Raw genomic sequence first — 14,122 nt, 5'->3', positions numbered from 1 at the left:
ATCAGCGACGCGCGGCCTGTTGCTGCTGCACCTCCAGCGGGCGCAGATCGACGGCGGCGCGGTCCAGCACGCCGTTGACGTATTTGTGGCCGTCGGTGCCGCCGAAGGACTTGGCCAGCTCGACCGCCTCGTTGATCGCCACCTTGTAGGGGATGTCGATGCAATGCTTGAGCTCGTAGGCGCCGATCATCAGCACCGCATGCTCGATCGGCGAGAGCTCGGTGGTCTTGCGGTCGACATGAAGGGCCAGCACGGCATCCAGGTCGGCCGCCTCCTGCACGCAACCATGCAGCAGGGCGTTGTAATGGGCCAGGTCGGCCTTGTTGAAGCCGTCCTGCTCGCGCATATGCGCGTCGATCGCGCCGGCGTCTTCGCCGGCCAGCAGCCATTGGTACAGGCCCTGCAGCGCGGCCTCGCGGGCGCGGCGGCGCGCCGACTTGGCCGGGGCCCGCTTGGCGGCGGGTTTGTTGGTTTTCTTGTCGTCAGCCATGGTGTCTTTGTTCAACGCAGGGTGTCCAGCAGATTGGCCATCTCGACCGCCACGCGGGCGGCGTCGCGACCCTTCTCCTCGGCGCGGGCCCAGGCCTGGGCCTCGTTCTCGACGGTCAGGATCGCATTGGCCACGGGGATCTGGTAGTCCAGCCCGATGCGCGTCACGGCGGCGCCGCTCTCGTTGGCCACCAGTTCGAAATGATAGGTTTCGCCGCGGATGATGCAGCCCAGCGCGATCAGCGCGTCATAGGCCTCACCCTCGGCCATGGCCTGCAGGGCCAGCGGCACTTCCAGGGCGCCGGGCACGGTGACATGGTCGATCTGGCCCTCGGCCACGCCCAGGGCCTTCAGCTCGGCCAGGCAGTTCTGCGCCAGGGCGCCGGTGATGGCATCGTTGAAACGGGCCTGCACCAGGCCAATGCGCAGGTCTTGGCCCTTGAGATTGACGGCCCGGCCCTTGTCGGCAGCTTGCATGGATGTCCTTGAATCAGCAGTTGTTGTCCGGGGCCTTGAACCCCGTCACTTCCAGGCCGTAGCCCGTCATGCTGGGCATGCGGCGCGGGCTGCCCAGCAGTTTCATCTTGTGCACGCCCAGTTCGCGCAGGATCTGCGCGCCGACGCCATAGGTACGCAGGTCCATGGTCGTGCTCGGCGCGGCCGGGGAGGTCGTCGGCTGCAGGCGCGCCAGCAGGCCATCGGCGTCCTCGCCGCAGTTCAGCAGCACCGCCACGCCGCGTCCGGCACGCTGGATCTCGGCCAGCGCGGCGGGCAGCGGCCAGGAATGGGAGCAGGGACCGGCCTCCAGCAGGTCCAGCACCGACAGCGGCTCGTGCACGCGCACCAGCACCTCGTCGGCCTCGGTCCACTGGCCATGGCTCAGCGCCAGGTGGACGGCGCCGCTGCGGTCGCGGAACACCTCGGCCTGGAACTCGCCCTGGGCGGTCTGCATGGAACGCGAACCGGCACGGGTGATGATCGACTCGTTGCGGCTGCGGTATTCGATCAGGTCGGCAATGGTGCCGATCTTCAGGCCATGCTCCTGCGCGAAGATCTCCAGGTCCGGCAGGCGCGCCATGGTGCCGTCGTCCTTCATGATCTCGCAGATCACGGCGGCGGGTTCCAGGCCAGCCATGCGAGCGAAATCGCAGCCGGCCTCGGTATGGCCGGCGCGCATCAGCACGCCGCCGTCCTGGGCCTGCAGCGGAAAGATGTGGCCGGGCTGGACCAGGTCGGCGGCCACGGCGCCGCGGGCCACGGCGGCCTGCACGGTGCGGGCGCGGTCGGCGGCCGAGATGCCGGTGGTGACGCCGGTGGTGGCCTCGATCGAGACGGTGAAGGCCGTGCCGTGCTTGGTGCCGTTGCGCGTGGCCATCGGCGGCAGCTGCAGGCGCTCGCAGCGCTCGCGGGTCAGGGTCAGACAGATCAGTCCGCGGCCGTACTTGGCCATGAAGTTGATCGCCTCGGGAGTCACATGGTCGGCCGCCAGCACGAGGTCACCCTCGTTCTCGCGGTCCTCTTCATCGACCAGGATGACCATGCGGCCGGCCGCCAGCTCGGCGACCAGCTCGGGGACAGGTGATATGGGCATAGGCTTGGATTGTAGAGGGCCTAGAGTGCCCATCCGCCCGGTCGGGCGATCAGGCGCAGATCCTGGCCCACCGGCTCGACGCCCTGCCACTGCAGCTCGACGGCATCCTTCAGGCTGGCCAGCGGGCCGAAGGCCGCGATGTCCCGGCCTTCGCCCAGCAGCTTGGGTGCCAGGTAGATCAAGAACTCGTCCACCAGGCCGGCCCTGACCAGGGAGCCGTTGAGCTTGTGGCCGGCCTCAACATGCAGCTCGTTGATGCCGCGCGCACCCAGATCGGCCATCAGCGCGGCCAGGTCGACCTTGCCGCCGGGGCCGGGCTGGAACACGATCTCGGCGCCGGCGGCGCGCAGCGCCCGGGCGCGCGCCTCGTCCGGGACGGCGGCGTAGATCAGCACCCGTCCCGGCGCTTGCAGGATGCGGGCCGCGAGCGGGGTTTCCAGGCGCGAGTCGACGATCACGCGCAGCGGCTGCAAGGCCGTTTCCACGTAGCGCACGTCCAGGCGCGGGTCGTCGTCGCGCACCGTGCCGATGCCCGTCAGCAGGGCGTTGGCGCGCCGGCGGAAGGCGTGACCGTCGCGCCGGGCGGCCTCGCCGGTGATCCACTGACTCTGGCCGTCGGGCAGGGCGGTGCGGCCATCCAGCGAGGCGGCGGCCTTCAGGCGCACGAAGGGGCGGCCGCGCTGCATGCGCGAGAAGAAGCCGATGTTGAGGGCGCGGGACTCGTCCGCCAGCAGGCCAAGCTCGGTGCGGATACCGGCCGCCTGCAGGCGCGCCATGCCCTGGCCGGCCACCAGGGGGTTGGGGTCGCCGACGGCGGCGACCACGCGGCCCAGGCCGGCGGCAATCAGCGCGTCGCAGCAGGGCGGCGTGCGGCCATGGTGAGAGCAGGGCTCCAGGGTCACGTAGGCGGTGGCGCCGCGCAGCTCATGGCCCGCGGCGTCGCGCAGGGCCATCACCTCGGCATGGGCCTGGCCGGCGGGCTGGGTGTGGCCGGCGCCGAGCACGCGGCCATCGCGGTCGAGGATCACACAGCCGACGCGCGGGTTGGGGTCGGACAGGCCGATGGCGCGCTCGGCCAGGGCCAGGGCATGGGCCATGGCGCTGCGGTCGTCGTGATGCTGGAGGGGGGCGGGGCTGCTGTCGCTCATCGGCGCAGTCTAGCCGCGCCGGCGGGCGCAAGGGTCAGCGCGGCGTGACGATGCCGGCGGGCTGGTGCAGCACCGTGGCGCTGTTGAAGAAGCGCCCCAGCGACGGGTCGACCGGTGTGCCCTGCGGGCAGTTGGCGGCGGCGCGGATCACCAGGAAGTTCTGCTGGGTCAGCGCCCCGGCCACATCCACATAGCGCAGCGGGTGTTCCAGGTTCTCGACATCGCCGAGGCTCGCGTGATCGTCGCCGTCGTAGTCGGCGCTGTAGCGGCAGACCTTGTAGCCGTCGCCCGCCAGGGAAAGGCCGTTCAGGCGCAGCAAGCCGGACCAGCGCCCGGTGCTGTTGCGATAGACGGCACAGTAGTACCTGATGCCCTCGGCCGCCGAGGCCGAGAAGGGAGGCGGCGAGCCAACGAAGCATTGATAGGCCGGCGTCGGGTGGCCACCGCTGTCCAGGTCCAGGCCCATCTCGAAGGGCAGGGGCGCGCTGACGGGCGCGACGGGATCCGGCGGTTCGACGGTGGAGAAGCGCACATGGCCGCTGAGCAGCGTGGCGCCGAGGCTGCCGCCGCAATGGGCCGCCATGTCGGCGAGGGTCAGGTCGGCCATCGGCCTGCCCTCGGGCAGACCTTCGCAGCGACCGATGATCTCGCCGCCGAGGTTGTCGAACACCCAGGCCATGCCGCCGCTGGCCGGCGGCATGAAGATGCTGCGCCCGTCGCCAAGATCCTTGGCCCGGGATGGGATGCTGACCGAGCGGTTCATGGGCCGGCGCGTCGGCCCGCCATCGGGGGCGATGGCCAGGGCGGCGCTCAGGCGCGGATCGACCCGGCCGACGAAGCTGGTGAGCCAGACTTGCTGGGCCTTGCCGGCACGGTCGATCCAGGACACCTCGACATGGATCTGCTTCATGCGGGATTCGTCCCGCTCGATGACCGAGCGCTGCCGGACGAATTGCGTGTTGCGTACCGCATCGCCCGCGTCGTCATTGACCTCGGTCGCGATGTCGTCGAACGCGCGCAGGCCCTGCTGCGGCGCCAGGGTCGCAAAGGCGCGCTGCTGTTCCATGTCCAGCTCCGCCAGGCGGACGGCCTCGCTGCGCTGCTTGGCCAGGTCGGCGCTGCGCCGTAGCGTGCTCTGCAGACCGGACATCGCCAGCATGCCGAAGGCCATGATCAGCAGGGCCACCATGGCCTCGACCAGGGTGGCGCCGGCCTGGGGCGGTGGTCGACCGGCGGCGAGAAGGAAGGCGGGCTGCTTCATTGGTCGATCCAACTGCCCGGCACACGCACAAAACTGCCGCGCTGCTTGCTGAGGATCTGGAGAATGCCGCCGTGGTACACGATGTCCACCACGCCGTCGGCCTGCACATTGCGCTCGCCGAGCAGCGCGCCGCTAAGCCGGGCCGGGACGCCGCTGCCATTGATCCATTGCACGTCGCCGCGGGCATAGACCAGGCCGTTCAGCTGCACCGGGCCGTCCAGGCGCAGCGCGCCATTCACCACCAGCAGTACCGGGTCGTCGATGCTGCCCAGCGCGAAGTTGCTGGCGATCTGCGCATCGCCCTCCACCCAGAGGACGCGGTGGCCGGCGTTGTAGTCTTTCAGCAGGGCGACATTGCAGTCGTTGCCGCTTGCGCAGACCACGGTGCGCGCCGCCGGTTGCTGGCGATAGGTTTGCGGCGCCATACCGAAGAAGAGCCGGAACATGGTCTGCGCAATGCCCGCATTGCCGGCCAGGCTTCGGTCCTCGGTGATCAGGGCGTCGGTGGCCGGGGTGCCGGGCGCACTGCTGAGGCGGGCCGTGTTGTTGCTGTAACTGCCGCCGGCCTGCAGCAGCAGGCCGTTGAGGCCGCTCTGGGCATTGTGCAGGCCCAGGCCGGTGGTGCCGAAGTCGACATTGCCGCCGGCCGTCAAGGCCGCCGACGGCGGCACCTTGAGCGCGCTGAGCAGGGCCGCATCCACGACCACGGTGGCCTGGGACAGGCCGAGCGCAGCCGCAAGAACGCTCGACTCGCAGCCGGCCGACAGGCCGGTGCAGCCCTTCACGCGCAGGCGCACCGCACCGGCCCGCTCGGCCGGCTGGAACTCGACGGTGAACATGGGCTGGTAGTCGGCGAGGCCGTCCTGCGCGGGGTCGGGCGGATCGCCGGCCTCCGGGCAGCGGCAACTCCAGCCGGCATGTCCCTTGTTGACGCAGGAGGCGGCCTTCACCGAGGGCGCAAGCAAGGGGCTGATCTTGCGATCCTGGGCCAGACCCAGATAGCGCTGGCGAAAGCCGCTGTTGGCGGCAGCGCTGTCGTTGCAGCTGGCGTCTATAAGGCCGCCATTGAGCCGGTTCAGAACCCACTCCACACCGGCCTCGGCGCTTTCCAGAGCCAGTCCGGCGCGGTAGTAGTTGCCGGCGATGCGCTGCTCGATGACCAGGTTGCGGCTGGCGAAGGCCGCCACCATGGCCATCACGAAGAACAGCACCGTCACGGTGAGCAACGTGGCTGCGCCGACCTGGCGCGGGCGATGGTGGCAATGCCGCGGCATGTCAGCAGCCCCCGGCGATATGGTCGTTGCGAAGCCTGGTGCTGAGCCGCACGCTGCGGACCACCTCGGGGTCGTGGGCGGCGGTGCCGGTCAGGTACAGGTCCACCTGCCTGAGCTGCTGCAGCGGCGGACAGGGCGCCACGCCGGCGGAGCAGGGGCGGGTGCAGAACTCGTCGAGCGCCAGGGTCTGGGTGTCGATGCTGACGCGGAAGGCCGTGATGGTCAGCGTCCGCTCGTCGGTCAGCGGCTGCCAAGCCCCGCCCAGGCGCAGCTTCAGAATGCCGCCCTCACGCTTGAAGCCGAACCTCTCGTTGTCGCCGAGCGTGTTGTCCTCGGGATCCTTGGGGCTGCCGCCCGCGCGGTTGTCGTGGCGCGAATAGCTGTAGTTGACCTGCTGCTCGCTGGGCGCGCTCGCCGCGCTGTAGGCATTGGCCATGGGGGACTCCGCCCCATCGGCCCAGACTCCCTGTTCCGGCAAGGCCCAGAAGCCGGCCCGGCGCAGATCGCGCATGACAAGGTCGGCAGCGGCGCGCAAGTCCTGCTGCACCTGGGTTTCCAGCAGCAGCCGGCGGTGCTCGCTGACCTGACTCACCGTCATCACGATGCTGCCGGCCACGACGATCATGCCCACGGCCAAGCCGATCATCATCTCGACCAGGCTGACGCCCCGCTGCCGCAGCCGGCTGAGACGCTCGGTCGCCGGCATCGCCTCACGCCCGCCGCTGCCGCCGCGTCGCCCGAAGGATGGGTCATGACGGCCCGCACAATTCCCGATACCGCGACGGCACCCCTTGGCTCGACAAGCGTCGGGCCCTGAGCTCGGGTGCCGATGTCCGTTCATTGCGGCCAGCAGCCCGTGGCGGGCTCGTAAACGATGCCCCCCACGCGCATGCGTATCGTCATGGTGGAGCAGGCGGTGTCGCGGGCTTGCGGGGAGCCGCTGGACGCGGTGGCCTTGATCGCATATCCGGCGGGGCCGACGTCCTCCAGGCTCAGCTGGTAATAGCCTTTGTCCGAGCGCCCGCTGAAATTCAGGTCTTCGGTCAGCGACAGCGCATACGACGGATGATTGGCGCGCCAACGCTCCTGCGCCTGCATGACGCTCGACAGAGCGGCGCTGGCATCGGCACGCCGGCCCCGCTGCACATGGCGCTCGTAGGAGGACAGGGCCATGGCAAGCAAGATACAGATCACCACCGCCGCCACCATCAGCTCCACCAGCGTCACGCCGCCCGCGCCGGTGGTACGCAGCTTCGGGGGAACCGCTTGCGAAAACGTGGGGCCGACCATGATTCCATTATCTGGAGCGGGGCTGGGTTGGCGATCTCAGTTGTACCGCCTGTCGGCGGAGCCTAGCCGCTGATCCCTCCGCCCATTGTTGAATGGCGGTGATAGCGCTGCGTCAGCCGCAGCTCGGCAAATGGGCAAAACCGCCACCGGGCGTGCAGGAACGCACCCGCCCGGCGATGCTGACCACATGGCGGATGGTCCGGCCGTCGCTGCCACGCACCTCGATGCTGCCGGTGGAGGTAACGATGCCCTGCCGTGCATGGAAGCTCAGATTGCCGACATTCGCCTGGATGGTGGCGGCGCGGCTGATGGGCAACCACTCGGACTTCAGCAACTGGGCGGAAGCGTTGCAGATGGTGCGGCCACCTTCCTCGCACTGGCATTGCCCGGCCGCGCCGCTATGCATGATGTAGCAGCTGCCGCCGGCATGCTGGCTGAGACGGAACTGGATGGCCTCGCCGCGCAGCACGGCCTCGCTGCGCGCCTGCTGCAGATCGGTTCGCAAGGTCTGCGCAATGCCCTGGATACGCTGGCTCAGCTGGAACTGTCGGAAGGACGGCACGGCCTGGCTCAGCAGCACACCCAGCACGGCGGTCACGACGCCGATCTCGATCAGGCTGACGCCGCGCATCTGGCGGCGGTTGGGCGACTGTTGCATGAGTGCCTCCCGGGAAGATCGGCTGTCGATACAGCCAAATCTAGGAGGCGAAGCGCCGCAGTTCTGTCCTGCCGTAGAGGGAGGTGCCACCCCCTTAGGAGGGAAGGGCGGGCGGCTAGATGTCGCGGATCAGCTGACGGAACTCGTCCACGTCCTCGAAGCTGCGATAGACCGAGGCGAAGCGCACATAGGCCACCTTGTCGATGCGCTTGAGTTCACGCATCACGAACTCGCCCAGCTTGGTGGAGGGCAGTTCGCGGGCGCCGCTGGTCAGCAGCTTTTCCTCGATGCGGGAGAGCGCCGCGTCGATCTGCTCGATGCTGACCGGCCGCTTGCGCAGCGCCAGTTGCATCGAGGCGCGCAGCTTGCTTGCATCGAAGTCGGCCCGGGTGCCGTCCTTCTTGACCACCACGGGCAGGGCGATTTCCGCTCGTTCATAGGTGGTGAAGCGCTTGTCGCAAGCCAGGCAGCGCCGCCGGCGCCGCACCACATCGCCCTCGTCGGATTCCCGGGTCTCGACGACCTGGGTCTCACCATGGGTGCAGAAGGGGCAGCGCATCGGCGGGCAGGCGGCTTAACGGTAGACCGGGAAGTCGCGCGTCAGCGCGGCAACCTTCTCGCGCACCGCGGCCAGGTTGGCCTCGTCGTGCGGCTTGTCCAGCACGTCGGCGATCAGATGGGCGGTGGCGCGCACCTGCTCCTCCTTGAAGCCGCGCGTGGTCATCGCCGGCGTGCCCAGGCGGATACCGCTGGTGATCATGGGCTTCTGCGGGTCGTTGGGAATGCCGTTCTTGTTGCAGGTCATGTGGGCGGCGCCCAGGATGGCCTCGGCTTCCTTGCCGGTCAGATTCTTGGGGCGCAGGTCCACCAGCATCACATGGCTCTCGGTGCCACCGGAGACGATGCGCAGGCCGCGCTCGATCAGGGTGTCGGCCAAGACCTTGGCGTTCTTGGCGACCTGAGCCTGGTAGGCCTTGAACTCGGGGGTCAGCGCTTCCTTGAAGGCCACGGCCTTGCCGGCGATGACATGCATCAGCGGGCCGCCCTGGATGCCGGGGAAGATCGCCGAGTTGATCTTCTTGGCGATCGCCTCGTCGTTCATCAGGATGATGCCGCCGCGCGGGCCGCGCAGGCTCTTGTGCGTGGTCGAGGTGACGACGTCGGCGAAGGGCACCGGATTGGGATAGACGCCCGCGGCGATCAGGCCGGCGTAATGCGCCATGTCCACCATGAAGTAGGCGCCGATTTCCTTGGCGATCTTGCCGAAGCGCTCGAAGTCGATGCGCAGGCTGTAGGCCGAGGCGCCGGCGATGATCAGCTTGGGCTTCTTTTCGCGGGCCAGCGCTTCCATCGCCTCGTAGTCGATCTCTTCCTTGGCGTTCAGGCCGTAGGAGATCACGTTGAACCACTTGCCGCTCATGTTCAACGCCATGCCGTGGGTCAGGTGGCCACCCTCGGAAAGGCTCATGCCCATGATGGTGTCGCCGGGCTGCAGCAGCGCGAAGAACACGCCCTGGTTGGCCTGCGAGCCGGAATTCGGCTGGACGTTGGCGAAGCCGGCGCCGAACAGCTCCTTAAGACGGTCGATGGCCAGTTGCTCGACCACGTCCACGTACTCGCAGCCGCCGTAGTAGCGCTTGCCGGGATAGCCCTCGGCGTACTTGTTGGTCAGTTGGCTGCCCTGCGCCTGCATCACGGCCGGCGAGGTGTAGTTCTCCGAGGCGATCAGCTCGATGTGAGCTTCCTGGCGCTGGTTCTCGTTCTGGACGGCGGCCCAGACTTCGGGGTCGACATTGGCGAGGGTCGATTGGCTGCGATCAAACATGATGTGGTGGCGGGTCTTGAGGGTTGGAGCCTGGCGCGATCGCTCACGGCCGGCGCGAGTGATGCAAGGCTGCCCAGGCGAACGGCTGATGACGGCCGGATGTCTCGGCAAAGAGCTATCCGTGACCGTTCGCGCTCCCCGGTGGTCCACCACCTCGGGCCGCGGGTCGTGTGTTCCCGACCGCAGCCTTGATCGCCAGTTGCGCGAAGGCCCCAGTGTAGCGGACAAGGGGCCTTGTGAGAGAGATCAGTCCAGCAGCGCCACGCGCTCGTTGCCTGCGGCGGTCGTGGCCTCGCGCACCGGCTTCGGCGTCGGGGCATAGGGGCGGCCCGCGATCACCGACTTCATCTGCTCATGCTCGGCCAGCACGCGGCCCGCGTAGCCGGCATCGTCCGGCAGGTTGGCCGCGCCGACGTAGTAGCGCAGGCCTTCCTCCAGACCGCCGGCACGCTGGATGCATTCCTTCAGCACCTGCACGCCGACGCGCAGATTGGTGATGGGGTCGAAGGCCGCCAGGTTGCCGCCGAAGGCCTCGTACTTGTCGTCATGCACACGGGTCATGACCTGCATCAGGCCCTGGGCACCCACCGAACTCTGGGCAAAGGGGTTGAAGCCCGACTCAATGGCCATGATGGCCAGGATCAGCGTGGGCTCGACGCGGGCGCGTTGGCCCACGGTCCAGGCTTCCTGCACCAGGCGGCTGATCGGCTCGGGCGCCACCTTGTAGCGGCGTGCCAGCCACATGGCCACGGCGGCCTGCTGGCGCGGCAAATCCTTAGGATCGGCCGCGGTGGCGCGCGCCAGCGCATCGGGTTCGGACAGGCCCTGCAGGGTGTTGCCGCTGGCTTCGGCACGGGCCTCCTGGCGGGCGGTGAGCCAGCCGAAAGCCTCGGTTTCCAACTTGTGGCGCAAATCCGCCTGGCTGCCGAACATCAGCAAAACAGCCACGACGGCCAGCCCGACCAGGGCCAGGGTGTTGTGGCTGACCACCAGCAGTCCATGGCCGATGTCCTTGACAAACAAGGACGCAGCCTCGGTGGCACTGCGGGCGAGGGATATGACTTCACGACGCGCTGTCATGCGACTCCTTTCTTCTCCGCCACGGCGTTCCGGCCGGTCCCTGTCGGGGCGAGCCTGCAGACATGGCAGTGATAATGGGCCGGCAACTTCTGGCCTTGCCTGGCGTTAACGCTTTGGTTAACGCTTTGGCAAGGTCGGGCCGGGTCCATCGGCAGCGGGATGCCTTGACCGTCCCAAGGCCAAGACACGGGATAACCCTGGGGTCAGGGCAGGCGGATTCTAAGGATCAAAAATAACCCGTCAAGCTTATAGGGCTAAATCAAAATTACTAATGGTTATGAAGTACCGAGATCTTCGCGACTTTCTCCACAATCTAGAGGGTATGGGAGAGTTGCGGCGCATTGTCGAGCCGGTATCCCCCTTACTTGAGGTGACGGCCCTCAGCGACCGGGTTCTGCGTGCCGGAGGCCCCGCGCTGCTGATCGAAAAGCCCACCGGCCATGCCATGCCGGCGTTGACCAATCTGTTCGGCACCACTCGCCGTGTCGCGCTGGGCATGGGTGCGCAAAGTCTGCGGGAACTGCGCGACGTCGGCCATGTGCTGGCCAGCCTGAAGGAGCCGGAGCCGCCCAAGGGGCTCAAGGACGCCGGGCGCCTGCTGCAGATGGCCAAGGCCTTGTGGGACATGAAGCCCAGCGGCGTGCGCCGGGCGGCCTGCCAGGAGGAAGAGTTTCTGGGGGCGGACGTCAACCTCAAGGCGCTGCCGATCCAGACCTGCTGGCCCGGCGACATCGGGCCGCTGATCACCTGGGGTCTGGTCGTGACGCGCGGGCCGCAATCGGTGGCCCAGCCGCGCGCGCGCCAGAACCTGGGCATCTATCGACAGCAGTTGATCGGCCGCCGGCAACTGATCATGCGCTGGCTGGCCCACCGTGGCGGCGCGCTGGACTTCCGCGATTTCGCCCTGGCCAACCCCGGCCAGCCGTTTCCGATCGCGGTGGCTCTGGGTGCGGACCCGGCCACCATCCTGGGGGCGGTAACACCCGTGCCGGACTCCTTGTCGGAATATCAGTTCGCCGGCCTGCTGCGCGGTTCGCGCACCGAGGTGGTGGACAGCGGTGTCGGCGAAGTCGTCAATGGCGTGGGCCGGATGCTGCAGGTGCCGGCCAGCGCGGAGATCGTGCTGGAGGGGCATATTCCGGTAGCCGAGCCAGGCTTCACCGGCCACAGCGAGGACGGCATCCCGCTGAAGGAGAAGGGCGGCTATCTGCATGCGCTGGAAGGCCCGTTCGGCGACCACACCGGCTACTACAACGAGCAGGACTGGTTCCCGGTCTTCGAGGTCAGCCGTCTGACCCAGCGCCGCGAGCCGATCTATCACAGCACCTACACCGGCAAGCCGCCCGACGAGCCCGCCATCCTGGGCGAGGCGCTCAACGAGGTGTTCGTGCCGATTCTGCAGAAGCAGTTCACCGAGATCATCGACTTCTATCTGCCGCCCGAGGGCTGCAGCTACCGCATGGCGGTGATCTCGATCAAGAAGGCCTACCCGGGCCATGCCAAGCGCCTGATGTTCGGCTTGTGGAGCTTTCTGCGCCAGTTCATGTACACCAAGTTCATTGTCGTGGTGGACGAGGATGTCAACATCCGCGACTGGAAGGAAGTGATCTGGGCGATCACGACCCGCATGGACCCGGTGCGCGACACCACCCTGGTCGACCAGACACCGATCGACTATCTGGACTTCGCCTCCCCGGTCAGCGGCCTGGGCGGCAAGATGGGGCTGGATGCCACCAACAAGTGGCCGGGCGAGACCGCGCGCGAATGGGGGCGCGACATCCGCATGACGCCCGAAGTGAGCCGGCGGATGGAGGATCTGTACCGGCGTCTGTTCGTCTGAGTTTCAACTGGGGTTCGCCCAGGCTTGCGGGTGGCATTGATCTGATCTATTGTTGACCTGCCTGCCTAGCAGGTTCAACCTCTGGCGCAGTCTCTGCGCGCCAGGAGCCCTGTGGCAGATAGCCGCAGAGCCCCAACCGGTGGCGTGAGTCACCCGCCCCTCCCAGCCCTAGGTTCGGGAGGGGTCTGTCATTCTGGGGTCCGTTTTTCGATTCAATGCCCGGCCAGCAGGCCCAGCCACTCGTAGACGATGTAGCGGGTCTTGCGGATCGCCTCGCCCGCCGGCAGGAAGTCGCCATACACATAGGGCGAGATGGCGCGCAGGCCAACGGGCGCCGGCACGATTTCGATGGCTTGCCCGCCCGGCACGCGACGGAAGGCGCGCTCGGCGCGCGGCATGTGCTGGACATGGGTGACCAGCACCAGCCGGCGCACGCCGTCGCGTTGCAGCAGGGGCAAGGTCAGGCTGGCGTTCTCGCGCGTGTCGCGGGCCTGCTGCTCGGCCCAGCGCAGCGGCAGCCGCCATTCGTCGCGCGCGATTTGCTGGGCCAGCGCGGCTTCGCTGACATCGTCCGCCTCGCTGTGCCAGCCCAGGCCGCCCGAATAGCCCAGCGGCAGGCCCGTGCGCCGGGCCAGCCAGACGCCGTAGCGCAGCCGTTCCAGCGTCAGCGGTTTCAGGGTGGGCCCGCCGTACTCGGGTGACGCCTGCAGCGCACCGCCGCCCAGCACCAGGATGGCGGTATCGGCACGGCCGCGCAGCTGCTCGATGCCGGCGCTGTCCAAGGCCTGCTCGGGCCCCAGCAGCAGTTGCTGCAGGCTGTTGGCGCCGAACTCGGTGAAGCTCAGCCAGGTGCCGGCAAAGCCGAGCAGGATCAGGCCGCGGCCGACCCAGCGCCGCTTGCGCAGCAGGCCGGCACCGACCAGCATCAGCAGGAGTAGGGGCAGCGGCGGTTGCAGCAGCGGCAGCAGCAGGGCCTTGAGTTCGTACGGGAGGTTCATTGCAGGGGCGAATGGCGAGGCTGGCGCATCTTCCGGGACAAGCCCGCGAAAACAATCGGCGCCGGCCCTAGGCTATGCTCCATGCCCTGCATAGGTTGGGGTCGGGCATGAGCGGCGAACACGGCGAATTGATCACTCTGGGCGGTGGCTGCTTCTGGTGCACCGAGGCCGTCTATGAGCGCGTGCGTGGCGTGCTGTCGGTCGAGCCCGGCTACTGCAACGGCCATGTCATGGCGCCCAGTTACGAGCAGGTCTGCTCCGGCCAGACCGGCCATGCCGAGGTGGTGCGCGTGCGCTTCGACCCGCGGGAGCTGAGCCTGCGCGAGGTGCTGGAGGTGTTCTTCGCGGTTCACGACCCGACCACGCTGAACCGCCAGGGCGCCGATGTCGGCACCCAGTACCGCTCCGGCATCTATTTCCACAGACCCGAGCAGGAGACGCTGGCGCGCGAGGTGCTGGCCGAGGCGCAGGCCGCCATATACGCCGATGGGGGCGGCAAGGTCGTCACCGAGTTGCTGCCCGAGCGCAACTACAGCCAGGCCGAGGCCTATCACCGGCATTACTACGCCCGCAACCCGGACCAGGGCTATTGCGCCTTCGTGGTGGCGGCCAAGGTGGACAAGTTCCTGTCCACCTTCAAGCGCCTGGTGCGCGATCCCGTCTGATCG

15 protein-coding genes and 1 riboswitch are annotated in these 14,122 nt (G+C 68.1%); of the genes, 2 read left to right on the top strand and 13 right to left on the bottom strand.

Annotated elements, in window-relative coordinates; all coding sequences use genetic code 11:
* Position 1 precedes the first annotated feature (1 nt).
* From nusB to AC07OQ_RS01360, 12 genes are all read right to left on the bottom strand, one after another.
* The gene (gene nusB, locus AC07OQ_RS01415) at positions 2-490 is read right to left on the bottom strand and encodes a transcription antitermination factor NusB (RefSeq protein WP_495051290.1); all 489 of its coding nucleotides are present in this window, start codon (positions 488-490) and stop codon (positions 2-4) included.
* Between the two features lie 11 nt (positions 491-501).
* Positions 502-966: a 6,7-dimethyl-8-ribityllumazine synthase gene (ribH, locus tag AC07OQ_RS01410; RefSeq protein WP_495051289.1), complete on the bottom strand. Its 465-nt coding sequence runs from the start codon at positions 964-966 to the stop codon at positions 502-504.
* A 13-nt stretch (positions 967-979) separates the two neighbouring features.
* Complete coding sequence (ribBA, locus tag AC07OQ_RS01405; protein ID WP_495051288.1) at positions 980-2,080, bottom strand: bifunctional 3,4-dihydroxy-2-butanone-4-phosphate synthase/GTP cyclohydrolase II; 1,101 nt, start codon at positions 2,078-2,080, stop codon at positions 980-982.
* 20 nt (positions 2,081-2,100) lie between these two features.
* Positions 2,101-3,228 carry a bifunctional diaminohydroxyphosphoribosylaminopyrimidine deaminase/5-amino-6-(5-phosphoribosylamino)uracil reductase RibD gene (gene ribD / locus AC07OQ_RS01400; RefSeq protein WP_495051287.1) on the bottom strand — a complete coding sequence of 376 codons (1,128 nt, stop codon included), beginning with the start codon at positions 3,226-3,228 and terminating at the stop codon, positions 2,101-2,103.
* Positions 3,229-3,262: 34 nt separating this feature from the next.
* The gene (locus AC07OQ_RS01395) at positions 3,263-4,489 is read right to left on the bottom strand and encodes a type IV pilus modification PilV family protein (protein ID WP_495051286.1); all 1,227 of its coding nucleotides are present in this window, start codon (positions 4,487-4,489) and stop codon (positions 3,263-3,265) included.
* Entirely contained in the window at positions 4,486-5,715 is a 1,230-nt protein-coding gene (locus AC07OQ_RS01390) for a pilus assembly PilX family protein (RefSeq protein ID WP_495051285.1), read from the bottom strand. The genes AC07OQ_RS01395 and AC07OQ_RS01390 overlap by 4 nt, the downstream gene beginning before the upstream one ends.
* Positions 5,716-5,764: 49 nt before the next feature.
* A complete protein-coding gene (locus AC07OQ_RS01385) occupies positions 5,765-6,469 on the bottom strand; it encodes a PilW family protein (RefSeq protein WP_495051284.1) in 705 nt (234 codons plus the stop codon).
* 131 nt (positions 6,470-6,600) lie between these two features.
* Complete coding sequence (locus AC07OQ_RS01380; protein ID WP_495051283.1) at positions 6,601-7,053, bottom strand: type IV pilin protein; 453 nt, start codon at positions 7,051-7,053, stop codon at positions 6,601-6,603.
* A gap of 112 nt (positions 7,054-7,165) precedes the next feature.
* The gene (locus AC07OQ_RS01375; RefSeq protein WP_495051282.1) at positions 7,166-7,711 is read right to left on the bottom strand and encodes a GspH/FimT family pseudopilin; all 546 of its coding nucleotides are present in this window, start codon (positions 7,709-7,711) and stop codon (positions 7,166-7,168) included.
* 115 nt (positions 7,712-7,826) lie between these two features.
* Positions 7,827-8,270 (bottom strand): transcriptional regulator NrdR, encoded by a 444-nt coding sequence (gene nrdR, locus AC07OQ_RS01370; protein ID WP_495051281.1) that lies wholly within the window; start codon positions 8,268-8,270, stop codon positions 7,827-7,829.
* 15 nt (positions 8,271-8,285) lie between these two features.
* On the bottom strand, positions 8,286-9,536 hold the full coding sequence (gene glyA / locus AC07OQ_RS01365) for a serine hydroxymethyltransferase (protein WP_495051280.1): 1,251 nt from the start codon (positions 9,534-9,536) through the stop codon (positions 8,286-8,288).
* Between the two features lie 64 nt (positions 9,537-9,600).
* A riboswitch (ZMP/ZTP riboswitch) is annotated at positions 9,601-9,749 on the bottom strand.
* 33 nt (positions 9,750-9,782) lie between these two features.
* Positions 9,783-10,616: a lytic transglycosylase domain-containing protein gene (locus AC07OQ_RS01360; protein WP_495051279.1), complete on the bottom strand. Its 834-nt coding sequence runs from the start codon at positions 10,614-10,616 to the stop codon at positions 9,783-9,785.
* A 277-nt stretch (positions 10,617-10,893) separates the two neighbouring features.
* Between AC07OQ_RS01360 and AC07OQ_RS01355 the strand changes: the two genes are divergently transcribed.
* Entirely contained in the window at positions 10,894-12,456 is a 1,563-nt protein-coding gene (locus tag AC07OQ_RS01355; protein ID WP_495051278.1) for a UbiD family decarboxylase, read from the top strand.
* A 212-nt stretch (positions 12,457-12,668) separates the two neighbouring features.
* Here the strand turns inward: AC07OQ_RS01355 and AC07OQ_RS01350 are convergent, their stop codons facing one another.
* On the bottom strand, positions 12,669-13,454 hold the full coding sequence (locus AC07OQ_RS01350) for a YdcF family protein (protein WP_495051277.1): 786 nt from the start codon (positions 13,452-13,454) through the stop codon (positions 12,669-12,671).
* Between the two features lie 107 nt (positions 13,455-13,561).
* Between AC07OQ_RS01350 and msrA the strand changes: the two genes are divergently transcribed.
* Positions 13,562-14,119, top strand: a complete 558-nt coding sequence (gene msrA, locus AC07OQ_RS01345) for a peptide-methionine (S)-S-oxide reductase MsrA (protein ID WP_495051276.1) — start codon at positions 13,562-13,564, stop codon at positions 14,117-14,119.
* Positions 14,120-14,122: the final 3 nt, after the last annotated feature.

Source organism: Roseateles sp. GW821-FHT09B06 (assembly GCF_059418245.1).
The sequence above is the reverse complement of the archived record's forward strand: the minus strand, read 5'-3'. Positions and strand labels throughout refer to the sequence as shown.